Source organism: Paraburkholderia sediminicola (genome assembly GCF_046026675.1).
GTDB classification, from domain to species: Bacteria; Pseudomonadota; Gammaproteobacteria; order Burkholderiales; family Burkholderiaceae; genus Paraburkholderia; species Paraburkholderia sediminicola_F.
Map to the genome: position 1 here is coordinate 4202082 of NZ_JAQQEY010000001.1, position 21265 is coordinate 4223346.

The following is a 21265-nucleotide window of genomic DNA, read 5'->3' on the forward strand; positions in this document are numbered from 1 at the left end:
TGTCTTCCCGGCGCAACCGGGCGCGCCGTGGCCTTTTCAGCAGGCGTCGGCCCATTGAACAAGAGATGTTTTCAGGTATGAGCAAGACCGTATTCATTCCCAGCGTCCCCGCGACGTCGGAGGAAGATTTCGACGTGTCGGCGACGTCGAAACTGGCCGGCTACCGGCGTTTTTTCGGCGTGTTGAAAGTGGTTCGAACCACCGATGGCCGCGTGCTGTTCCCGTTCGACGGCGCGCCGGAACTCGGACCTTACGCGACCAAGCTGGAAGCCGTCGCGGCGGCACAGGTGTATGGCGAGCACATCGTGACGAGCGACCTGGCACGTCCGGAGTTGTAAGCGCGGGATCATGGCCGGCGTTTGGGGATTACTCCGGCTGGTTGCTTAGGCTAGTCACTCGGGATCATCATTCGAGGTGATCACTTCGGGAGCAACGAATGCCTCGTCTATGCAAAGTGGGCTCATCGGCCCCTGTCATGGGGGGTGTGGCCTTGATGATGGCCGCTTTCTGTCAATCCGGCCTGGCTCAGACGTCGGACGCCAATGCCGGTCAGACAGCACTCGGCAAAGCCGAGGTCGTTCACGCCCAGGTTCACGTGGTAGCGATCTACCCGGCCACCAACACCGTCACGCTGCGTGGTCCGCACGGCAATCTGGCGGATGTCGATGTCAATCCCCAGTTGGCCGACGTCAGGAAACTGCGGGTCGGCGACAAGCTGAACGTTGCGTACCAGCAGGCGCTGCTGCTTCAGGTCGACAAGGTGACAGCCAAAGGTGTGCGTGAACGCATCGAGACGACGGTGGCAATACCGGCCTCAGCGGGATACGCATCGTCGGCGCATAGGGTGCAGGTTGTCGCGACGGTATTGAAGATCGACCGCAAAAGTCGGATGGTGACGCTGCGTGGGCCGAAGCATCAGCAGGTACTGAGGGCGGCGGCGGACATTCCGCTCAATGAATTGAAAGTCGGCGACAGTGTACGCGCGGAGTTTGTTTCGGCGGCTGCGGTGGAGGTGGTAAGGAAGTGAGAGGGGTGCGACGCTTACCATGAGGCCGACGAAGACGCGGCCGTTGGTCATTTCGCCGCGTATATCGTGCGTCGCTGTCGCTACGCTTTCCGTCCACTCCTAAATTGCTTACGCTTACTGATGCCTCGCCCAACCTCCCTCTCAGACGTCATTACCCTTGCCGAGGTCCAGTCGCTGGCAGACCTGAAGACCTTTGCTCGAGGCAAAACCTATTTCCACGACAGCTTGGTGTCGCGCCTTGAGGAGCACGACGGTGTGCTTCGCGCCAATGTGCGCGGCACGCATCGGTACTGCGTCGAACTTGGCGTAGGTGACGACGGCGAATTGACGTACGAATGTGACTGCCCGGTGGGCGAGAACGGCATCTTCTGCAAACATGCCGTCGCGGTCGCATTGGCCTGGCTGGAGAATACCGGTGAGGAAGTGTTCCATCCAGACGAGGCCGAACCGGCGAAGCCTCGCAAGAAACGCAAAACCCATGACGAGCTGATTAGCGAGTATGTCGCGACACTAGGTGAAGACACCATGCGCGACCTACTGCTTGAAGCTGCCGAGCACGACATGACGCTGCGCGACAAGCTTCTTTTCGCAGCGCGCGCGGCGAATGCAAGCGACCTTTCGAGCATGAAAACCGCCGTCCGTCAGGCGACACGCATTTCCAGGCCGCTCGACTGGCGGGAAGCTGGCGCCTACGGTGACGCCCTGATATCACTCGCGGACATGCTGCGTCAGCGCCTTTCCGGCCCGCACGCCGCTCAGGTGGTCGAACTCGCTGAGCTTGCCATCTCTGGAGCACAGACAAGCCTTGAGCAGATTGACGACTCCGGTGGCGACGTCCTGCCGGCAATCATGGAACTTGCATCTGCTCATCTCGAGGCGTGCCGGCAGACGCGACCGGACGCGGTGAAACTCGCCGAGCGCCTGTTTCTCTATCAGACGGAAGGCGTGTGGGACACGTTTTACAACGTGCTGCCGGCCTACGTCGGGCCGCTAGGCGACACGGGATTGCATCGGTATCGCGAACTGGTCGGAAGCGGATGGGCCAAGCTGCCAGCGCTTCCTCCGAGCAACGAATTTCGCGAATCCTTCGAACCGTTGCGTATGCGCCTTGAGCACGCGATGGGGACGTTGGCGGAAATCGACGGCGACGTTGACGCGCTCATTCGCATCCGCTCGAAGGACCTGTCGAGCCCCTACCGGTTTCTGCAAGTGGCGGAACTGTGCGTGAAGCACGGTCGTCACGACGAAGGGCTGGCGTGGGCTGAGCGCGGTCTCGCGGTATCCGGAAATAACGTGGACCAGCGCCTACTCGACTTCTGTATCGAGGAATGCCTGCGCCGTGGCGAGCTCGCCGCGGCCGACGCGTTTGCGTGGCAGCGCTTCGAGATGCGGCCGGTGGCCGAAGCGTTTGCAAGATTGATGCAGACGGCGACCGCTCCCGGGCAGCACAACGCAACCCGGGAACGTGCACTCAGTTATCTCTGGGCGCTGGTGAAGGGTGAAGAGTCGGCAGAAAAATCGAACCGCTACGTCTGGCAGACGTCGACGCGCACCGAACTGGTCAAGGTCTTTCTGGTTGAGCGCGACAATGATGCTGCGTGGGAGGCTTTTAATGGCGGCCCGGTGGCGACATCCATGTGGTCACAGATGGCGGCTGTTCGCGCGAAGACCCATCCGCACGACGCCATTGCGTTGTACCGCCGCCTGTTGCCAATCGCGGTGGAGAACGGCGCACAAAACGCTCGATATGAGGAGGCTTTCGGCATTGTGCGAACCATCGGGAAGTTGCGTGCTGAATTGAACGAGCACGCCGAGTTTGGCGATGAACTGGAGAACATCCGGAAGACCTATCGTGCGAAACGAAACTTCGTCAAATTGTTGGCGGCGCTGGGATGATGTGGCAACGCGTACGAATCCTCCCGCGGTGTCAGCCCTGCAGGCGCCGAAGTAATTACGGGTTCTACCGCGCCCTTGCGATGGGAAACATCTCCGAACTTCACGCCAAATCGCGTAGCTGTCGGGCGCCGTCGGCGCACATGTTCGAACCTGCTTTTCGGTGGACATTCCAATATGTCCCGCATTCGAACATGGGCGCCTATAGTGGAGCCATCGTCACGCTTTGGGCGAGATTTCTGTTCAGGACCGACGCATTTGAGAGGACGGCAATATGACCGCTGATTCTGGTTTGCCTTACGACCCGCAGGGACAGACGCCAGAGCCATTGCTGACGCTGGTTGAATATCTCGAACTCTCGCTGGATGCGGGGGAATGCGTCGTGATGATGCGCCACGGTGCAGACGTCTGTGCTGTCTACCTCGGTGACCCAGCAGACGAGGACAACGGGTTGACTGGTCACGGAACCATCGCAGCGGACGTGGCAGACGAGATACTCGAACTGACGCAGGCCGGCGTAAACCGGATAACGATCGGCGGCCAGACGTACCGGTTTGTTCGAAGCTTCACGCATATCGCTGACGTTGGAGCAGTGATATTTGCTCCGGCGTAGCTTGTAGGATTTCGCACTCGAACTTGCCGTCCGCGGTATCTGCCGTGATCAGCAGTGAGTCAGGACGTTGACCTTGGGTTGTGTTGAACACTTGACGCCAGCGCCCGGAGGAGCTCGAAGTGCTGCAATGAATCAAGATGCTGGCGTCGCGCCCTCTTCCGGCTAAACCACCCACGGCCCGTTGTGCCCGCAGAAGGTCGATGGAAGTTCGCTGTCTCTGGTCTGGGGAACGAACGCATCGCTCACGGCATAGTCTCACTCGTCAACGGTAGATGTTCCGCCGCAAACCAATCTGAATCAGGCCCCGATGCGCTCGACTTTCACTAAATGGCTGTTCATTGTCTACCTTCTCGGTAGCGGCACGCTGTATTCAATGGCCATACTGTTCCTGTTTCCTTTCGTCGGCAGGGCTGGGCGATACTGGTTAGCAAAACAATGGTGTCGTGCACTGGTGGTTGTGATGCGCTGGCTGCCGGGAGTTTCATGTTCGATAGAAGGGCTCGAACATATTCCTGACGGGCCAGCGATACTATTGTGCCGTCACGAATCGACCTGGGAGACACTCGCATTTCTTGCACTTTTTCCACGGCGCATCAGTTTTGTTTTCAAGGAGGAGCTTCTTCGCATTCCTTTTTTTGGATGGGTGCTGCGTGGCCTCGATATGGTTAGCCTGAACCGCGGCTCCGCTCGACAGGCTCATCAGGCTGTGACGCAGGAAAGCGCTGAGAGGCTGGCGAAGGGAGATGTCGTTGTCATTTTCCCGGAGGGGACCCGGGTGCCGCACGATGCCCCATTGAGGATGACATCGGGAGGCGTTCGATTGGCTTGCGCGACTGGCGTGCCTGCTGTTCCGGTGGTTCTCAACGCAGGCAAAGTCTGGCCGGCGAAAGGCTGGCCCAGCGGCCGTGGACAAATTCGTGTGGTCGTCGGCCCGGCATTCTCCCCTCGGGACCTGTCACAACAGGAACTAAGTCGGGCCGTCCACGAGTGGATGAAAGATGAACTGCTGCGGCTTTGATACGCTTAAATGTATTAGCCTGCGCCTTACCACCCTCACTCCACCGTGACCGACTTCGCCAGGTTCCGCGGCTTATCCACATCCGTGCCTCGCGCACAAGCCGTGTGATAAGCCAGCAACTGCAGCGGCACCACATGCAGGATCGGTGACAGCAAGCCATAGTGCTCCGGCATCCGGATCACATGCAAACCTTCGTCATTGACGATTTTCGTATCCGCATCCGCGAACACATAAAGCTCACCACCCCGCGCACGCACTTCCTGGATATTCGACTTCAACTTCTCCAGCAGCGCGTCGTTCGGCGCCACCGTGACCACTGGCATCGCTTCAGTCACGAGCGCCAGCGGTCCATGCTTCAGCTCGCCGGCCGGATACGCTTCCGCGTGGATATAGGAAATCTCCTTGAGCTTCAGCGCGCCCTCGAGCGCGATCGGGTAATGCAGGCCGCGCCCGAGGAACAACGCATGTTCCTTGCGCGAAAACTCTTCCGACCACGCGATGATCTGCGGCTCCAGCGCCAGCACGCTATTCAACGCCGCCGGCAGGTGGCGCAACTGCTTCAGATACTCGGCTTCCTGCTCCGCACTCACCTGCCCACGCAGCTTCCCAAGCGTCGCGGCGAGCACGAACAGCGCAACCAGTTGCGTCGTGAACGCCTTGGTCGACGCCACGCCGATCTCGCGACCCGCATGGGTGAGGAACGACAATTCCGTCTGGCGCACCATCGCGCTCGTGCCGACATTGCACACCGCCAGCGTATGTTTATGCCCCAGCGACTGCGCATGCTTGAGCGCCGCCAGCGTGTCGGCCGTTTCGCCCGACTGCGAGATCACCACCACCAGCGATTTCGGATTTGGCACCGACTCGCGATAGCGATACTCGCTGGCAATTTCCACCTGCGTCGGAATCTTCGCGACCGACTCGAGCCAGTACTTCGCGGTCAGTCCCGAGTAGTAGCTCGTGCCGCATGCGAGAATCAGCAGATTGTCGATGTTCGCGAACACCTTGCCGGCACCCTCGCCGAATAGCGCCGCGTCGAACGAATCGCCTTGCGGGATCGTGTCGGTAATCGCACGCGGCTGCTCGAAAATTTCCTTCTGCATGAAGTGGCGATACGGACCGAGTTCGACCGCGCCGCCATACGCCGCCACCTGGCGCACTTCGCGTTGCGCATCGTAGCCGTCACGATCGGTGATACGTACGCCCTCGAGCGACAGTTCGCAGACGTCGCCTTCCTCGAGGAAGATGAAGCGTTCGGTGCTGCCGGCAAGCGCCAGCGCATCCGACGCGAGGAAGTTCTCACCGTTGCCGAGCCCCACCACCAGCGGCGAACCCTGCCGCGCGCCGACCACCGTATGCGGCTGATCCTTATGCAGCACCGCGATCGCGTACGCGCCGTGCAATTGCCCGACCGCTTCGCGCACCGCGCCAAACAGATCGCCGTGATACAGGCTGTGAATCAGGTGAGCGATAACCTCTGTGTCAGTCTGCGATACAAACACATAACCCTTACCCCGCAGCATTTCACGCAGCGACTCGTAGTTCTCGATGATGCCGTTGTGTACCAACGCGAGTGTGTCTTTCGAGAAGATCGGGTGGGCGTTGTCGGTCACCGGCGCGCCATGTGTCGCCCAGCGCGTATGCGCGATGCCCGTGATGCCTTCGAGGTGGCTCTCCTTCACCTGCTCGTCCAGATCCGCCACGCGCGCGACGCTGCGCGCACGACGCGGTCCGTCATTACCGAGTACCGCCACGCCGCACGAATCGTAGCCGCGATACTCGAGGCGACGCAGTCCTTCGATCAGGACGGGAACGATGTTTCGTTGCGCAACCGCGCCGACAATGCCACACATGGCTTATTCCTTTTCAGTGCTGGGTTTCAGGGAGCGCGCTTCATGCGCGCGTCACGCCCATCAACCTTTCTTCTTGGTCGGGCGTACATAGCCCGACTTGCTTGTTTGAGTCTTATCGTTCAGGACCAGCATGTCTTCTTCGACATCCTTCCAGACCGTGGTGCCCGCCGCGATCGTCACGCCGCGCTTGACGCGCACAGGCGCAACGAGTTGCGTGTCCGAACCGACGAACACGTCGTCTTCAATGATCGTACGGAATTTGTTCGCGCCGTCATAGTTACAGGTGATGGTACCCGCGCCGATATTCACGCGCGCCCCGACGTCCGCATCGCCGATATACGTCAGATGGTTCGCTTTCGAGCCATGACCGAGCACCGAGTTCTTCACCTCGACGAAGTTGCCGACATGCGACTCGTCCTGCAACGACGTGCCCGGACGCAGCCGTGCATAAGGGCCGAGCACGACGTTTGCACCGACTTCGGCGCCTTCGATATGCGTGAACGCGTCGACGCGCGTTCCGGCGCCGATCGTCGCATTGCGGATCACGCAGTTCGGCCCAACGGTCACGTTGTCAGCCAGCGTGACGCGGCCTTCGAAGACGCAGTTCACGTCGATCGAGACGTCGCGGCCGCATTCGAGCGTGCCGCGCACGTCGATTCGAGCCGGATCGGCAAGCGTTACGCCGGCCACCAGCAACGTCTCAGCGACATTGTGCTGATGAATCCGTTCAAGTTCGGCAAGCTGCTGCTTGCTATTCACGCCGAGCGTTTCCCACTCTTCGTCAGGCTGTGTGGTGACGACTTCGAGTCCGGCTTCGATCGCCATCTCGACCGCGTCGGTCAGGTAGAACTCGCCTTGCGCGTTGTCATTCTTCAACGCGGCAAGCCAGCCGCCCAGTCGCTCGGTCGGCGCGACGATGATGCCGGTGTTGATCTCGGCGATCTTGAGTTGCTCGGGCGTTGCGTCTTTCTGTTCGACGATGCGCGACACCTTGCCGTGCTGATCGCGCACGATGCGGCCGTAGCCGCTGGGATCGTCGAGCGTGACGGTGAGAACGCCGTAGCCGCCTCGGCCCGCGCTATCGGTCAGCGCCTGCAGCGTGCTGGCGCGCGTGAGCGGCACATCGCCGTACAGCACCAGTGTGGGTTCGGACGGATCGAGCAGCGGCAACGCCTGTTGCACGGCGTGACCCGTGCCGAGTTGCTGCTCCTGCGCGGCGAACTGGACATCCGGCGCCGCTACGGCTTGACGCACGGCTTCGGCGCCATAGCCGACCACCACGACCAGACGCGTGGGCTTGAGCGCACGAGCGGTGTCGATGACATGAGCGAGGAGCGGCCGGCCAGCCAGGGGATGGAGCACCTTGGGAAGCGCGGACCGCATGCGCTTACCGGTGCCTGCCGCCAAAATCACGATGTTCATGGCGTCGGCAATCAGACAAGTTTGGAGCCGATGATTCTATCATGCAGGCTATAACGAATAAGGCCGCTCACGCGGCCTTATTACCTTGCTGAAACACCCGGAAACCTTTGATTTCAGGGCACTTCACGGCCTGGTTACATATCGTCGAACTGAACGATCGAGATCGGCTTCGATCCGTTGAGCGTTGCGCCCTCGCCGGAATCGGTCGAACACGGCTCTTCGTCGAAGGCGATATCGCCTTGCGGATCGGCCTCGCCGCTTGCACGCAGGCCGGCGAACGGGAACAGCTTGTGATCCATCAGATGCGACGGCACGATGTTCGACAACGCATTGAACATGTTCTCGATGCGGCCCGGGAAGCGCTTCTCCCAATCGCGGATCAGCGCCTTCATTTCCGCGCGTTTCAGGTTCGGCTGACTGCCGCACAGGTTGCACGGAATGATCGGAAATTCGCGCAGCTCCGCGTACTTTTCCAGATCGGTTTCCTTCACGTAGGCGAGCGGACGGATCACGATATTTTTGCCGTCGTCCGATTGCAGCTTGGGCGGCATGCCCTTCAGCTTGCCGCCGTAGAACATGTTCAGCAGCAGCGTTTGCAGAATGTCGTCGCGATGATGGCCGAGCGCGATCTTGGTCGCGCCGATCTCGCCCGCCACGCGATATAGAATGCCGCGACGCAAGCGCGAGCACAGCGAGCAGGTGGTCTTGCCCTCCGGCACCAGCCGCTTGACGATGCTGTACGTATCCTGGTTCTCGATGTGAAACGGAATGTCGAGTTGCTTCAGGTACTCGGGCAGCACGTGCTCAGGGAAGCCCGGCTGCTTCTGGTCGAGATTCACCGCCACGATGTCGAAGTTGATCGGCGCGCGTTCGCGCAGCCGCATCAGGATTTCGAGCATCGCGTAGCTGTCCTTGCCGCCCGACAAGCACACCATCACCTTGTCGCCTTCCTCGATCATGTTGAAGTCGCCGATCGCTTCACCGACCTGGCGCGCGAGCCGCTTGAACAGCTTGTTGTTCTCGTAGGCTTCTTTCTGCTCGCGGCGCGTGAGGGGCGCTTTGACCGCCGAGGCATGCGCAGCCCCTGGCGCCGCGGTGTCGTTCAGGATTTCCTGAGCATTCATGGCTCAATCCTCTTTGATACGGAAGACTTCGACGCCCACGGCGTCACAGTCAGGATAAACGTCCGGCTTTTCGGTCGACACGCACACGGCGCGCACCTGCGGATGATCGAGGAGTGCCTTGACGAGGTCATCGCAGAGCGTTTCCTGCAGGTGAATATGACCTTGCTCGACGCGGCGCGCGATGGTCGAGCGCATGAAGTCGTAATCGACGACTTCGTTCAATTTGTCCTGAACCGGCGTGGACAGCGCGAGCGGCACGAACAGTTCGACGTTGATCACGACGCGCTGTTCGCCGCGCTTTTCGAAGTCGTGCACGCCGATGTTGATGTGCACTTCGTAATTGCGCAGAAAAAGCCGGCGGCAATCGGCGAGCCGGGGATGCGAAAGAGCGGCAAACATGTTCGTTCCAGTCGAAAAAAGAGTGCGGAGCACTCAAGTGGGCGCTTCAACGCGCAGCCTGCCGCCGGTTCACCCGGCAAGCCTGCACGCACGCGCTTCAGCCGCCCGTCAAAAACATAATGTCGCGCGGCAGCGGCACCAGGTGCTGCCCGCCGTCGACCACCAGCGTCGTTCCGGTGACGCCCGCTGCATCGGCGAGATACAGCGCGGCGGCGACAATATCCTCCGGCCGCGACGCGCGGCCCAAAGGCGTAGCCCGGTGAGCTTCTTCAAAACCGGCCGGCGTTTGATCGCCGGATTGCATCGTCAGACCGGGCGCAAGCCCGACCACGCGCACTTTCGGCGCCAAGGCCTGCGCCAGTGCAACTGTGGCTGTCTGCAACGCTGCTTTCGACAGCGTGTATGACAGATAGTCCGGGTTCATGTTGTACAGCTTCTGGTCCAGCACATTGATGACCACGCCGCGCTGGCTTTCATCGGTGCGCGCGGCTTCCGGCGTGATCTCGAACAGCATACGCGCCAGCACGAGCGGTGCGCCGAGATTCATTGCGGTCAGCTTCAGCAGAAGGTCGTAACCGACGTTCTGCGCCGTGTCTTCCTCGAAGCGCGAGGCGTTGTTGACAATACACGACGGGCGGCCCAGCGCGGCCATACAGGCGGGCAGAAGCTGCTCGACCTGGCCCTCGTCGCCCAATTCCGCGTGCAAAGCCACTGCGCGGCGGCCCAGGGCGACGATTTCCGCGACCACTTCGTCAGCCTCCTCCCGCGACGCGCCGTAGTGGACCGCCACGTCCCAGCCACGCGCGGCGAAGCCAAGCGCGAGCGAGCGCCCGATACGGCGGGCGGCGCCGGTAATCAGCACGATGCGCGGCGTTTCAGCCGCGCGGGCGGCGGCGGTGTCCAGAGAGGCGGTCATTTACAATGCGGGGATGAATCCGAAAGCTCACCAACCCGATAGTTTACCTGCTCCCGGCCCGAGCGCGCTTGCGCAGTCCGAAGCGCTGGTCGCGCAGGTCCGCGCGGAGCTCGAAGCGGCAGGCGGCTGGCTGCCATTCGACCGCTACATGGAGCGCGCGCTTTACGCGCCGGGACTCGGCTATTACAGCGGCGGCGCCCGCAAATTCGGCCTGCGCGGCGACGATGGCAGCGACTTCGTGACGGCGCCGGAAATGTCGCCCCTCTTCGCCGCGACGCTAGCGCGCCCGCTCGCCGAGGCCTTGCAGGCGAGCGGCACGCGCGAGCTGATGGAATTCGGCGCCGGTACGGGAAAACTCGCCGCCGGCTTGCTGAATGCGCTCGACGCGCTGGGCGTCGGATTCGACAGCTACTCGATCGTGGATTTGTCCGGTGAATTGCGCGAGCGCCAGCGGGAGACGATCGAAGCCACGGCACCGGCGCTGGCCACGAAGGTGCGCTGGCTGGACGCATTGCCGGAGCAATTCGAAGGTGTGGTGATCGGCAACGAGGTATTGGACGCGATGCCGGTGCGGCTGTTCGCCTTTACCGGTGGCGCCTGGCACGAACGCGGCGTGACGTGGCGCGACGAGGCCTTTGCGTTTGACGACCGTCTGGTATCGGAAGCTGCGGACATTGCGGTTCTGGCTGAGATTGAAACTATCGGCGACGACTACGTCACCGAAACGCACGACGCCGCTCGGGCATTCACGCGGACCATTTGCACGATGCTTACGCGTGGCGCGGCGTTTTTCATCGATTATGGTTTTCCGCGCCACGAGTACTACCATGAGCAGCGTGCGCAGGGCACGTTGATGTGCCATTACCGGCACCGGGCGCATGGTGACCCGTTTGTTTATCCGGGTTTGCAGGACATTACCGCGCACGTGGAATTTACCGGCATCGCCGAAGCCGGTGTCGAGGCTGGCGCGGATTTGTTGGGATTCACCTCGCAAGCGCGGTTCTTGTTGAACGCGGGGATTACCGAGACGTTATCGGCGCTCGATCCATCGGACACGGCGAAGTTTTTGCCTGCGGCGAATGCGGTCCAGAAGTTGTTGTCCGAGGCGGAGATGGGCGAGCTCTTCAAAGTGATCGCGTTTTCGCGCGGGCTGGATGACACGCTGCAGGCGTTTTCGAGCGGTGACCGGTCACATACGCTGTGACTTTTTGCCTTAGGGATTTGCGATGATCCGCTGGCTGTTGACTACGTTTGTTGCGGTGGCGGTGTTGTCGGCCTGCTGGCCGTGGCTCAGGAAGGTTGGGATTGGGCGGATGCCTGGTGATGTCACTTTGCGCCTCTTCGGGCGGGAGTATCCGTTTCCGTTTATGTCGACGCTTGTGCTTTCGATGGTTTTGTCGCTTATCGCGAGGGTTTTGTAGCCTTCGCGGCGCTTGTTTGTCAGTGTTCTTGGGGTGTTGGCCTTTCCTTGATTTGCTAGTGGTCTATTAGCGTTGCCCCTGTGCGGGGCGGCACTTACTTCTCTTTGCCGGCTGCAAAGAGAAGTAGGCAAGAGAAAGCAGCTCAAACCGCTCATGCTAAGTAGGGGCCGTGGCAGGTAAATGGTAGTGGCTCCGTGGAATCCGGGCTCGTGCTCCTTCACGCGTTAGTGACTAGGGTATCATCAGCACCCACTCCGCACTACGTGCGTCGCGGACGGGTCTGCATGGGAAACCACGGGCTTCGTTGAGGTCTGTGGGGCATCGGCGTCGCCTCGGCGACGCGCCTTTGCACCCACCCGGGAACCCCTCACTCCAAGTGATATGTCGGTACCCCGCAATCACGATCGCGGCTGCGGTAGCGGCGGTTCAATGACGAGCCACGATCCGGTAGCAGGACACGAGCGTTAAAACGTAGCGGGTGGTTTCAAGAAGTACGCTTCGGCGCGCGCAGCGCCGCCGGAAGTATGACGCCCTTGTCACTGGCGCATGCAGGTGCACGAACCCAGATTCCAGATGCACCACTACCCGCTGCAAACCACAGGCCCCACTTAGCATGAGCGGTTTGAGCCGCTTTCTTTGCTTATCTTTCTTTGCGGCGGCAAAGAAAGTAAGTGCCGCCCCGCACAGGGGCAACACTAATAGACCACTAACAATTCAAGGAAAGGCCAACGCCCTAAGCGCACAGACAAAGCGCCGAGCAGGCAAAAAAACCTCAAACAAGAGCCCCTTCAACAGCGCGAACGCGCTCAGCATGCACAGCATCCTTAATCCCCGCCGGCGAGTCAGCGAGCCGCTTAGCCACAGCACCAGCATCCACGCCCCGCGCAGCAACAAGCGCAATCCGCAGCCGCTCAGCCTGCGGATACTCCCGCATCTCAAACCCAAGCCGCCCACGCGCATCCGCCTCACATGCCTGCAAGGCTTCAGCAAACCGCGCCGGTTTCCGAATCGCATCGCTGCGCTCAAGCAGCCTCACCAACGCGGCTGCCCCCATCTCCATCACGCGATGAATATTCCCATGCTCCCGCGCGACCAGCAGCGCCAGATCACGGCATTCATTCGGCACCCGCAGCCGCTCACATAAAGGCTTCAGCAAATCCACGCTGCGCCCCTCATGCCCGATATGCCGCGGCAATACGTCGTCCGGCGTCGTCGCTTTGCCCAGATCATGCGTAAGCGCCGCGAACCGAACCGGCAACGCGTAACCCTGCTGCGCGGCATGGTCGACCACCATCATCACGTGCACGCCCGTATCTACTTCGGGATGATAGTCAGCCCGCTGCGGCACGCCGAACAACGCGTCGATCTCCGGCAGAATCCGCGCCAGCGCGCCGCACTCCCGCAGCACCTCGAACATGCGGGACGGCTTCTTCTCCATCAACCCGCGCGAGACTTCCTGCCACACGCGCTCGGCGACCAATGCATCGACCTCGCCGTCGGCCACCATCTTGCGCATCAGCGCCATCGTCTCCGGCGCCACCGTGAAATCGACGAAGCGCGCCGCGAATCGCCCAATCCGCAAAATCCGCACGGGGTCTTCCAGAAACGCATCGCTGACGTGACGAAACAGCCGCGCCTGCAAATCGCTCCGGCCGTTGAACGGGTCGATCACCGGGCCGGTCAGTTCGCCGTCCGGGCGCATTTCGCGCGCCATCGCGTTGATTGTCAGGTCGCGGCGAGCGAGATCTTCTTCGAGCGTGACGTCCGGCGCGTAGAAGAACTGGAAGCCGTGATAGCCCGCGGCCGTCTTGCGCTCGGTGCGTGCAAGCGCGTATTCCTCGTGCGTCCGCGGATGCAGAAACACCGGAAAATCCTTGCCCACCGGACGATAGCCCTGCGCCACCATCTGCTCGGGCGTCGCGCCAACCACGACGTAGTCCCGGTCCTGCACGGGTACGCCCAGCAACTCGTCGCGGATCGCGCCGCCTACTGCGTAGATATTCATGGGCATACGTCTTGGTACGGAATGGCATGCGTTTCGCGCAGCGCGTCGTCGATCCATGCCTTCACCGCCGGCAACGCCGTCACGCGACGAACATAAGCGGCGGCGGCTTCGGAGAGCACCGGTTGCCACGTGTTGAAGCGCATCACGACGGGTGCGTACATCGCGTCGGCAATGCTGAACTCACCGAACAGGAAGGGACCGCCGTAGGTATCGAGACACCGGCTCCAGATCGCGTCGATGCGCGCAATGTCGGCCAGTGCACCCGGTGTAGCGTTCTTACCCGGAAACGACGCACGAATGTTCATCCACATGTTCGAGCGCAATTCGCTGAAGCCCGAATGCATCTCGGCGCTGATGCTGCGCGCGTGGCTACGCGCCGCCGGGTCGCGCGGCCACAGCGCATGCTGCGGGAAGCGCTCAGCCAGCGTCTCGGCGATCGCCAGCGAATCCCAGATAGCCGATCCGTCTTCGCCGATCAGGCACGGTAGCTTGCCCGGACCCGTCGGCCCGTAAGCCAGAATCGCGGACTTCGTACCGGATTCATTCAGATGAATCAGCACCTCTTCAAAAGGGATGCCGAATTGTTTGAGCAGCAGCCACGGACGCATTGACCATGACGAGTAGTTCTTGTCACCGATAAGCAGCTTCATGCCGGATATGAAAGGAAGAGATAAAAACGTTCAACGCCCCGCGCTCGCGCGAAACGTGTCGAAGCGCGAACGCGACGACGCGCCGGTCAGATACACGGGCGCGATCGTTTCGATGCTGGCGGGTTCGATGCCGAGCTCAGGCGCAAGCGGTCCGCTCAACACGTTGTCGATTTTCATCGAGTCGAGATTGTCGCGCGAAATCACCGGTTCGCCCGGCGCCATTTCAAACGTCAACGCTTGCAAGCGCGCCAACGCCTCCGGCAGGCGAATGATTCGCGCATGCCGGCCGATCACATCGCCGCAATACTTGACGAGGTCTTCGAGTGTATAGACGGTCGGGCCGCCCAGGTCGTAGGTATGGCCGCCGGCCGCGTCGAGATCGAGTACGTTGCAGATCGCTTTTGCCACATCGCCGACGTACACCGGCTGGAATTTCGCGTCCGGCATCGCAAGCGGAATCACCGGGAACATCCGCTGCAGGAACGCGAACTTGTTGAGGAACTGGTCTTCAGGACCGAACACCACGGACGGACGGAAAATCGTCCACGCCAGATTCGCCGCATGCACGGCCTTTTCCCCGTCGCCCTTCGAGCGCGAATACATGCTCGGCCCGTTCGCGTCGGCGCCGAGCGCGCTGATATGAATCAGCCGATGCACGCCCTTGCCTTCGCAAGCCGCAACTATTTTGGTCGGCAATTCGACGTGAGCACGGGCGAACTCCGGGCCGTAGGGCGTGCCACGTTTGCCATGCAGCGTGGCAACGAGGTTGATGACGCAATCGGCGCCTTCGACGAAACGCGCGAGCTGCACCGGATCGAACACGTCGGCTTCGATCACGTCGATGGGGAGCAGGGTGAGATGGCGGGCGTTATAGCGCCGCCGGGTGGCGATGCGCACGTCTTTGCCCATTTCAACGAGGGCATTGACGAGATGGCTGCCGATAAAACCGGAACCGCCGATGACCGCAACGGCTTGATGTCGCATTTTCGACTCCCTGGTGGAAGCCGTGGCAACAGCTGGCGTGGCGCACCGCCGCATCAGAAGACCTGACGCAGCGGCGGCACGGCGCTTACGGTGCGATATAACCCAGACGCGCCTTCAGCGATTGCGGACGGCCTTCGAACAATGCCGCGTAGTAGACCGTGTTGGACAACACATTCTTGACGTAGTCGCGCGTTTCCTGGAACGGAATCGCCTCGGCAAAGATCGCGCCTTCAACCGGATGCTGCAACGATTGCCGCCAGTTGCGCGGACGGCCGGGACCGGCGTTATAACCGGCGGTGGCCAGCACGGCGGACCCGTCGAACTGATTGTAGATCATGGACAGGTAGTTCGTGCCAAGCAGGATGTTAGTGTTGATATCGTTCATCTGCTCGCGCGAAATCGGGCCAAGGCCGATTTTCTTTGCCACCAGTTGCGCGGTGCCCGGCATCAGTTGCATCAGACCGCTCGCGCCAACTTCTGAGCGCGCGTTCATGATGAAGCGCGATTCCTGGCGAATCAGCCCGTATGCCCATTCGACGTCGAGCCCATTCGACTGCGCATCGCGCTCGACGATATCCTTGAACGGCGACAGATAGCGCAGAGAGAAATCGTGCTCGCTCTTCGTGCGGTCCGCCGTGTTCACGGTACGGTCATACAGCTCGATGCGGCGCGCGTATTCGGCCACGGCGATCAGTTGCCGGTCGCTCATGTTGCGCAGCGGCCAGTTCCATTCGCGATTGCCCTCGAGCCGCAGATTCAGCGCGTAGAAACGCTGCGCCAGATCGAAGCCCGGCGTGTTGCCGGCCTGTTGGATTTCGGCGTCGGTCACGGTGGTTTTCGGCGGCACCGTGATCTTCTGGCCAAGCTCTTCCGAAGCCAGTTGGCCGTAGAAGTTGAAGCCCTGCGAGATCGACTCGAATTCCTGGTTGGCCGTGGTTGTGTCGCCGGCCTGCTTGAGCGCACGGGCATGCCAGTACACCCACGACGGCTGATTGCGCAGCGCCGCCGGCATCTGCTCGATCGACCACCGCACCATCGTCCAGTCGCCCGCGAGCAGCGCGGTGCGGGTGCGCCATTCGTACGCCGGGTTCGACAGCGGCGCATTCACTGACAGGCGGTACCAGTCGACCGCGCTCGGCATCTGCTTGGCAGCGGCCTGATAGGCAATCGTGCCCCAGCCGATTGCGCGCTCGGGCGAGCTCAACGACGGCGCCACCGAGGCGAATGTGGCCGCTGCCATGGCCGGATCGTTGCGCGCCATGCGCGTGATCGCGAGCAACGCGAGTTGGTGCGATTGCGTATCCGGACCGACGCCGCGCGCCAGCAACAACGGCGGCGTACTCGTGGCCTGGCCGAACAGCACCGGATCGGGCGGCTGGTTGCTGAGCGCATCGACGAGCTTGCTGCCTGTGCTCGTGTAGTTCTGTTCATACGCGAGGCGGATTTGTTGCCACACATCGTCGGAACTGAATTGCTGGTTGACCGCAAGCGCGGTGACCAGATCGACGCATCCGTCGCCGTACCACTTCGGATCGACCAGCAGCGCGCGCGCCGCGTCGGCGACGTTTTCACCACGCGCGGCACGCGACTCGAGCGCATAGCACTTCACCTGTGTATCGTCGTTCAGCACGAAACGCGCGTATTGCTGATCGAAGTTACGCCAGTCGTGACGTGCGCCGAGTACCGTGAGGTAGTCGTTGCGCAGGCGGTCAGCGATCGCCTGGCCGTCGTACTTCTGCAGGAACGACAGCACCGGCGCATCCGGCGCGTCGATACGCGCATGGCCGCTGGAATCGAACAATTGCGGCTTGATCTGGAAGTACTCCAGATACGAAGGCGCTGGATAGTTCGGGATCATGCTCGCCAGTTGCGCTGCGCGCGCCGCGTCATTATTGCGGGCGGCTTCGCGAAGCTGGACGAAGGTCTGGTCGTCGTTCGTGAGTTGCGAAAGGGGAATGGGCTTGACGGCGGAGGCCGTGCTGCACGCGACGAGTGCCGCAGCGGCAAGCGCCAGACCGGCCGCGCGATATACTCGATAGAGGCGTTTTGACATCGTTGTTTCTGGAGCGCGAATTGAACCCAAGCATAGCATGCAACCCTGTCGCAGAATCGAAAAAGGCGCTGCGTCGAATGCTATTGGAAGCAAGGCTACAAGCGGCTTCCGAGCCGGCGCACAACGCCGCGCTCAACCGTCGCGTTCTCGATGCGTTGAAGCACTACGGCGTGAGCAGCGTGGGGTTCTATTGGCCGCTGGCGGGCGAGTTCGACGCGCGCGCCGCGATTGCGATCTGGCTCGCGGCCGAATCGCAACGCGAGGCGGGTTTGCCGATCGTCAAGGAACGCGGCGCGCCGCTCGAATTTCACGCATGGGCGCCGGATATGGCAATGAAGATCGGCCATCACAAGATCGCCGAGCCCACGTCGGGGCGCATGGTGGTTCCCGATCTGTTGTTCGTGCCGTGCGTGGGCTTCGACGCCGAGGGCTTCCGGCTCGGCTACGGCGGTGGCTACTACGATCGCACGCTGGCCGCATGGCCGGGGCCGAAGAAGCCGGTCACGGTCGGTATCGCCTATGAAGCGTGTCGCACGGACGCGTTGCAGCGTGAGGCTCACGACATCCCGCTCGATCTGATCGTGACAGAAGCCGGTCTCTATCCACAGCCGGCGGATTAAGCGTTTGAAGCGCGCCGTGCGAGGCGCACCCTTCGATAATTGCCGAGGCTGAATCCCGTCATAAAGACGCCGCCGCCCGTGCGGCCGTGTCGTACAGCCCGGACGCATTGCGCATCAATTGCGCCGCCTCGCCAATCTGCTCGTTGGTCAGGCCGCTTTCCTTCAGCGTCGAAATCAGACAGCTCTCGCGCACTTCGCGGTATTTCAGGCAGAGCTCGCGGCCCACGTCGGTCGCCGAGAAGAACACTTCCTTGCCGGTCTTTTCGCTTTTTACATACCCTCTAGCTACGAGCTTCTTCAACGCGTAAGTGGCAACGTGCGTGTCTTCAATGTTCAGCACGAAGCAGATGTCCGCCAGCTTCTTGCGCCGCTCGCGATGGCTGACGTGGTGCAGCAGCGAGACTTCGATCGCGGTCATGTCCTTTTCGCCAGCCGCCGACATGCAGCGCACCATCCATCGGTTGAATGCATTGCCCGCCATGATGAGCGCGTACTCCAGTTCGGACAACTCCGCGCTGGTGTCGGACACGAGATGTTCCGAGGAAACGATCTTGGTGGGGTGGCGCGACATGGTGAAGATTCTCGAGAAACAGGATGGGAAGGTGTCGGGAGTGTACGACGAGCCACCCATTCCGGGGAGCCTGGCGAAAACGCTTATAGATAAATTGTTGATATTTTATTGATAATGTACGCTTCAAACATCGCGGACCCGATGCCGATAAATAGGTATAGGGTCCGATATGCTCGACATTTCCGACTCAACCTGGGCCATTAAGCAATGAGCCAACCAAGAATCTTCCCGCTCGGCGACGCCGCGCTTGTCTGCGAGGCGCCGCCACCTGCCACGCTGGACTGCCAGCGGCGGGTGTGGGCTGCCGCCGAGGCCGCGCGCGACTGGCCGCACGTGCTCGAGGTTGTGCCGGGTATGAACAATCTGACGCTCGTATTCGATTCGCTCGAAGCCGATCGCGAAGCGCTGGTGAGCCTTCTGCAAGCAGCCTGGAACGCGGTGAGCGACGTGCCGGTGGCCGGCCGTGAAGTCGAAATCCCGGTGCAATACGGCGGCGAGTTCGGCCCCGACCTGCAAGTGGTCGCCAATCACACCGGCCTGAGCGTGCGCGAGGTCGTGCAACGTCACGCGGACGGCGAGTACGTGGTGTTTTTTCTCGGTTTTCAGCCGGGCTTCGCCTATATGGGCGGGCTCGACACAGCGCTGCACACGCCGCGCCGTTCATCGCCGCGGTTGGAAGTGCCCGCCGGTTCGGTCGGTATCGGCGGTGAACAGACCGGCATTTATCCGGCGACCTCCCCCGGCGGCTGGCAGTTGATCGGCCGCACCGAACTGCCGCTGTTCGATCCATCTCGCCGTCCGCCCACGCTGTTGCAACCGGGCGACCGGGTGCGCTTTACCGTCGCGGGGATACACGCATGATCGATGTGATTCGCGCGGGTCTGCTGACCACGATTCAGGATCTCGGTCGTCACGGCTACCGGCACCTCGGTGTCGCGATGGGTGGTGCGCTCGACCGTCTGTCGCTTGAAGTCGGCAACCGGTTGGTGGGCAACCGGCCCGATGCGGCCGGCCTGGAAATTACCTTCGGACCAACCGCGCTGCGCTTTCTGCGCGCCACGCGCGTGGCCATCACCGGCACCGAATTCGGCGCGACGCTCGACGGCAAGCCGGTCTATTCATGGTGGAGCCTGCCGGTGCAGGCCGGCCAGGAGCTGGTTCTGCAAGCGGCCAAACGCGGCATGCGCGGCTATGTCTGCATCGCGGGCGGCGTCGACGTGTTGCCGATGCTCGGGTCGCGTAGCACCGATCTCGCCGGCCATTTCGGCGGACTCGGCGGCCGGGCGTTGCGCGACGGCGACCGTCTGCCGGTCGGCGCGCCGCCGCAACGCGGCCATCTTGGCTTTACCCCCGAAGCGCCGGAGTTCGGTGTGAAGGCGCCCGCCTGGTGCAAGTTCGTGCTGGTACACGAACCGCTGCGGCGCGGCCGGCATCCCTCGGGCGTGCCCTGGGCCGTGCCGATCCGCGTGCTGCAGGGCCCGGAATACGATAGCTTCACTGAAGAAGCGCGCGAATCGTTCTGGTCCGATGAATGGCTGGTCACGCCGAACAGCAACCGCATGGGTTACCGCCTCGCCGGTACGGAACTGAAGCGCACTCGGAAAAACGATCTGCTCTCGCACGCGGTGCTGCCCGGCACGATTCAGGTCCCGCCGAACGGCCAGCCGATCGTGTTGATGAGCGATGCGCAGACCACCGGCGGCTATCCGAAGATCGGCGCCGTGATTCAGGCTGATCTATGGAAGCTCGCGCAGGTTCGCCTGAACGCCGCCATCCGTTTCATCCCGACGACGCCCTATGAGGCACGCCAGGCGTTGCTGGAAGAACGCACGTATTTGCGGCAGATCGACGCCGCGATTGCCATGCACGAAGAACGTTGTGCGCGCCGGTCGGCGGTCGCAGCGCTGTAACACTATGTAGGGGAACACCATGGAAATTGATTTGAACGCCGATCTCGGCGAAGGCTGCGGTTCCGACGAGGCGCTGCTCGACCTCGTCAGCTCGGCCAACATCGCGTGCGGCTGGCACGCGGGCGGCGCCAACGCCATGCGCGACTGCGTGCGCTGGGCGGTGCAAAAAGGCGTGTCGATCGGCGCGCATCCGAGCTTTAACGATCCCGAGAATTTTGGCCGCAAGGAAATGGATCTGCCGGCCAACGATATCTACGCAGGCGTGCTGTATCAACTCGGCGCCTTGTCGGCGATCGCGCAGGCCGAGGGCGGACGGATCGCGCACGTCAAGCCGCACGGTGCGCTGTACAACCAGGCCGCGCGCGACGCGAAGATCGCCGATGCGATCGTCTCGGCGGTTCACGATTTCGACCCGTCGGTTGCGGTGTTCGCGCTCGCCAACAGCGGGCTCGTGACGGCTGCCCGGGCAGCCGGCCTGACTGCCGTCGAAGAAGTATTCGCCGACCGCGGCTATCGCGCCGACGGCTCGCTCGTGCCGCGCAAGGAACCGGGCGCGCTGCTCGACGACGAAGACGTGGTGCTGGAGCGCACGCTCGCCATGGTGCGCGAGCGCCGCGTGCAGGCCGTCGACGGACACTGGGTGCCGCTCAACGCCCAAACCATCTGCCTGCACGGCGACGGTCCGCACGCGCTGGCGTTCGCGCGGCGTATCCGCGGCGCGCTAAAGGACGCGGGCATTGACGTTCACGCGGCTGGCGCCGCGAGCGTCTGATCCGCGCGCCGATC

At 62.0% G+C, this 21265-nt stretch carries 21 protein-coding genes; 11 read left to right on the plus strand and 10 right to left on the minus strand.

Going from position 1 to position 21265, the window contains the following annotated elements:
- The first annotated feature begins 77 nt into the window (after positions 1-77).
- From PQQ86_RS18515 to PQQ86_RS18535, 5 genes are all read left to right on the plus strand, one after another.
- Positions 78-338, plus strand: a complete 261-nt coding sequence (locus PQQ86_RS18515; protein WP_408269429.1) for a DUF6723 family protein — start codon at positions 78-80, stop codon at positions 336-338.
- A gap of 98 nt (positions 339-436) precedes the next feature.
- A complete protein-coding gene (locus PQQ86_RS18520; protein ID WP_408269432.1) occupies positions 437-1027 on the plus strand; it encodes a hypothetical protein in 591 nt (196 codons plus the stop codon).
- A 120-nt stretch (positions 1028-1147) separates the two neighbouring features.
- Entirely contained in the window at positions 1148-2923 is a 1776-nt protein-coding gene (locus PQQ86_RS18525) for an SWIM zinc finger family protein (RefSeq protein ID WP_408270349.1), read from the plus strand.
- Positions 2924-3194: 271 nt separating this feature from the next.
- Positions 3195-3533 (plus strand): hypothetical protein, encoded by a 339-nt coding sequence (locus PQQ86_RS18530; RefSeq protein ID WP_408269435.1) that lies wholly within the window; start codon positions 3195-3197, stop codon positions 3531-3533.
- Positions 3534-3840: 307 nt separating this feature from the next.
- A complete protein-coding gene (locus tag PQQ86_RS18535) occupies positions 3841-4551 on the plus strand; it encodes a lysophospholipid acyltransferase family protein (protein WP_408269438.1) in 711 nt (236 codons plus the stop codon).
- 35 nt (positions 4552-4586) lie between these two features.
- On the opposite strand, the gene glmS is transcribed toward PQQ86_RS18535, so the two are convergent.
- The 5 genes from glmS to PQQ86_RS18560 all read right to left on the minus strand — a co-directional run bounded on the left by glmS (position 4587) and on the right by PQQ86_RS18560 (position 10265).
- Positions 4587-6404 carry a glutamine--fructose-6-phosphate transaminase (isomerizing) gene (glmS, locus tag PQQ86_RS18540; RefSeq protein WP_408269441.1) on the minus strand — a complete coding sequence of 606 codons (1818 nt, stop codon included), beginning with the start codon at positions 6402-6404 and terminating at the stop codon, positions 4587-4589.
- 60 nt (positions 6405-6464) lie between these two features.
- Entirely contained in the window at positions 6465-7826 is a 1362-nt protein-coding gene (glmU, locus tag PQQ86_RS18545; RefSeq protein ID WP_408269444.1) for a bifunctional UDP-N-acetylglucosamine diphosphorylase/glucosamine-1-phosphate N-acetyltransferase GlmU, read from the minus strand.
- A 134-nt stretch (positions 7827-7960) separates the two neighbouring features.
- The gene (gene ttcA, locus PQQ86_RS18550; RefSeq protein WP_408269447.1) at positions 7961-8950 is read right to left on the minus strand and encodes a tRNA 2-thiocytidine(32) synthetase TtcA; all 990 of its coding nucleotides are present in this window, start codon (positions 8948-8950) and stop codon (positions 7961-7963) included.
- Between the two features lie 3 nt (positions 8951-8953).
- Positions 8954-9349, minus strand: coding sequence for a dihydroneopterin aldolase (locus tag PQQ86_RS18555; protein WP_063497570.1), 396 nt, complete (start codon positions 9347-9349; stop codon positions 8954-8956).
- Positions 9350-9446: 97 nt separating this feature from the next.
- Positions 9447-10265, minus strand: coding sequence for an SDR family oxidoreductase (locus PQQ86_RS18560; RefSeq protein ID WP_408269450.1), 819 nt, complete (start codon positions 10263-10265; stop codon positions 9447-9449).
- A gap of 13 nt (positions 10266-10278) precedes the next feature.
- Between PQQ86_RS18560 and PQQ86_RS18565 the strand changes: the two genes are divergently transcribed.
- Together PQQ86_RS18565 and PQQ86_RS18570 are read left to right on the plus strand one after the other, a co-directional pair.
- The gene (locus PQQ86_RS18565; RefSeq protein ID WP_408269453.1) at positions 10279-11469 is read left to right on the plus strand and encodes a class I SAM-dependent methyltransferase; all 1191 of its coding nucleotides are present in this window, start codon (positions 10279-10281) and stop codon (positions 11467-11469) included.
- A gap of 22 nt (positions 11470-11491) precedes the next feature.
- Complete coding sequence (locus tag PQQ86_RS18570) at positions 11492-11686, plus strand: DUF2905 domain-containing protein (RefSeq protein ID WP_097390635.1); 195 nt, start codon at positions 11492-11494, stop codon at positions 11684-11686.
- A 772-nt stretch (positions 11687-12458) separates the two neighbouring features.
- On the opposite strand, the gene PQQ86_RS18575 is transcribed toward PQQ86_RS18570, so the two are convergent.
- The 4 genes from PQQ86_RS18575 to PQQ86_RS18590 form a co-directional block, all read right to left on the minus strand.
- Positions 12459-13691: a multifunctional CCA addition/repair protein gene (locus tag PQQ86_RS18575; RefSeq protein WP_408269457.1), complete on the minus strand. Its 1233-nt coding sequence runs from the start codon at positions 13689-13691 to the stop codon at positions 12459-12461.
- Positions 13688-14341, minus strand: a complete 654-nt coding sequence (locus PQQ86_RS18580; RefSeq protein WP_408269460.1) for a glutathione S-transferase family protein — start codon at positions 14339-14341, stop codon at positions 13688-13690. Before PQQ86_RS18580 ends, PQQ86_RS18575 begins: the two co-directional genes overlap by 4 nt.
- A gap of 30 nt (positions 14342-14371) precedes the next feature.
- The gene (locus PQQ86_RS18585) at positions 14372-15325 is read right to left on the minus strand and encodes a complex I NDUFA9 subunit family protein (RefSeq protein ID WP_408269463.1); all 954 of its coding nucleotides are present in this window, start codon (positions 15323-15325) and stop codon (positions 14372-14374) included.
- 85 nt (positions 15326-15410) lie between these two features.
- Positions 15411-17378, minus strand: coding sequence for a lytic transglycosylase domain-containing protein (locus PQQ86_RS18590; RefSeq protein ID WP_408269466.1), 1968 nt, complete (start codon positions 17376-17378; stop codon positions 15411-15413).
- Between the two features lie 77 nt (positions 17379-17455).
- On the opposite strand from PQQ86_RS18590, the gene PQQ86_RS18595 reads away from it, so the two are divergent.
- On the plus strand, positions 17456-17998 hold the full coding sequence (locus tag PQQ86_RS18595) for a 5-formyltetrahydrofolate cyclo-ligase (protein WP_408269469.1): 543 nt from the start codon (positions 17456-17458) through the stop codon (positions 17996-17998).
- A gap of 58 nt (positions 17999-18056) precedes the next feature.
- Here the strand turns inward: PQQ86_RS18595 and PQQ86_RS18600 are convergent, their stop codons facing one another.
- Positions 18057-18569, minus strand: coding sequence for a winged helix DNA-binding protein (locus PQQ86_RS18600; RefSeq protein WP_408269472.1), 513 nt, complete (start codon positions 18567-18569; stop codon positions 18057-18059).
- Between the two features lie 207 nt (positions 18570-18776).
- Here PQQ86_RS18600 and pxpB point away from each other — a divergent pair, with 207 nt between their 5' ends.
- The 3 genes from pxpB to pxpA are packed head-to-tail and all read left to right on the plus strand — an operon-like array spanning position 18777 to position 21251.
- On the plus strand, positions 18777-19430 hold the full coding sequence (gene pxpB / locus PQQ86_RS18605) for a 5-oxoprolinase subunit PxpB (RefSeq protein WP_408269475.1): 654 nt from the start codon (positions 18777-18779) through the stop codon (positions 19428-19430).
- The gene (locus PQQ86_RS18610) at positions 19427-20479 is read left to right on the plus strand and encodes a 5-oxoprolinase subunit C family protein (RefSeq protein ID WP_408269477.1); all 1053 of its coding nucleotides are present in this window, start codon (positions 19427-19429) and stop codon (positions 20477-20479) included. Before pxpB ends, PQQ86_RS18610 begins: the two co-directional genes overlap by 4 nt.
- Before the next feature lie 19 nt (positions 20480-20498).
- Complete coding sequence (gene pxpA, locus PQQ86_RS18615) at positions 20499-21251, plus strand: 5-oxoprolinase subunit PxpA (RefSeq protein ID WP_408269480.1); 753 nt, start codon at positions 20499-20501, stop codon at positions 21249-21251.
- Positions 21252-21265: the final 14 nt, after the last annotated feature.

What these genes read in the sequence shown, in the direction of transcription:
- PQQ86_RS18525 (WP_408270349.1), top strand. Translation starts at nt 1,148, where the DNA reads ATGCCTCGCCCAACCTCCCTCTCAGACGTCATTACCCTTGCCGAGGTC.
- PQQ86_RS18530 (WP_408269435.1), top strand. Translation starts at nt 3,195, where the DNA reads ATGACCGCTGATTCTGGTTTGCCTTACGACCCGCAGGGACAGACGCCA.
- PQQ86_RS18595 (WP_408269469.1), top strand. Translation starts at nt 17,456, where the DNA reads ATGCTATTGGAAGCAAGGCTACAAGCGGCTTCCGAGCCGGCGCACAAC.
- ttcA (WP_408269447.1), bottom strand. Translation starts at nt 8,950, where the DNA reads ATGAATGCTCAGGAAATCCTGAACGACACCGCGGCGCCAGGGGCTGCG.
- PQQ86_RS18585 (WP_408269463.1), bottom strand. Translation starts at nt 15,325, where the DNA reads ATGCGACATCAAGCCGTTGCGGTCATCGGCGGTTCCGGTTTTATCGGC.
- pxpA (WP_408269480.1), top strand. Translation starts at nt 20,499, where the DNA reads ATGGAAATTGATTTGAACGCCGATCTCGGCGAAGGCTGCGGTTCCGAC.
- PQQ86_RS18610 (WP_408269477.1), top strand. Translation starts at nt 19,427, where the DNA reads ATGATCGATGTGATTCGCGCGGGTCTGCTGACCACGATTCAGGATCTC.
- PQQ86_RS18565 (WP_408269453.1), top strand. Translation starts at nt 10,279, where the DNA reads ATGAATCCGAAAGCTCACCAACCCGATAGTTTACCTGCTCCCGGCCCG.
- PQQ86_RS18600 (WP_408269472.1), bottom strand. Translation starts at nt 18,569, where the DNA reads ATGTCGCGCCACCCCACCAAGATCGTTTCCTCGGAACATCTCGTGTCC.
- pxpB (WP_408269475.1), top strand. Translation starts at nt 18,777, where the DNA reads ATGAGCCAACCAAGAATCTTCCCGCTCGGCGACGCCGCGCTTGTCTGC.
- glmS (WP_408269441.1), bottom strand. Translation starts at nt 6,404, where the DNA reads ATGTGTGGCATTGTCGGCGCGGTTGCGCAACGAAACATCGTTCCCGTC.
- PQQ86_RS18575 (WP_408269457.1), bottom strand. Translation starts at nt 13,691, where the DNA reads ATGAATATCTACGCAGTAGGCGGCGCGATCCGCGACGAGTTGCTGGGC.
- PQQ86_RS18560 (WP_408269450.1), bottom strand. Translation starts at nt 10,265, where the DNA reads ATGACCGCCTCTCTGGACACCGCCGCCGCCCGCGCGGCTGAAACGCCG.
- PQQ86_RS18520 (WP_408269432.1), top strand. Translation starts at nt 437, where the DNA reads ATGCCTCGTCTATGCAAAGTGGGCTCATCGGCCCCTGTCATGGGGGGT.
- PQQ86_RS18555 (WP_063497570.1), bottom strand. Translation starts at nt 9,349, where the DNA reads ATGTTTGCCGCTCTTTCGCATCCCCGGCTCGCCGATTGCCGCCGGCTT.
- glmU (WP_408269444.1), bottom strand. Translation starts at nt 7,826, where the DNA reads ATGAACATCGTGATTTTGGCGGCAGGCACCGGTAAGCGCATGCGGTCC.
- PQQ86_RS18570 (WP_097390635.1), top strand. Translation starts at nt 11,492, where the DNA reads ATGATCCGCTGGCTGTTGACTACGTTTGTTGCGGTGGCGGTGTTGTCG.
- PQQ86_RS18580 (WP_408269460.1), bottom strand. Translation starts at nt 14,341, where the DNA reads ATGAAGCTGCTTATCGGTGACAAGAACTACTCGTCATGGTCAATGCGT.
- PQQ86_RS18535 (WP_408269438.1), top strand. Translation starts at nt 3,841, where the DNA reads ATGCGCTCGACTTTCACTAAATGGCTGTTCATTGTCTACCTTCTCGGT.
- PQQ86_RS18515 (WP_408269429.1), top strand. Translation starts at nt 78, where the DNA reads ATGAGCAAGACCGTATTCATTCCCAGCGTCCCCGCGACGTCGGAGGAA.
- PQQ86_RS18590 (WP_408269466.1), bottom strand. Translation starts at nt 17,378, where the DNA reads ATGTCAAAACGCCTCTATCGAGTATATCGCGCGGCCGGTCTGGCGCTT.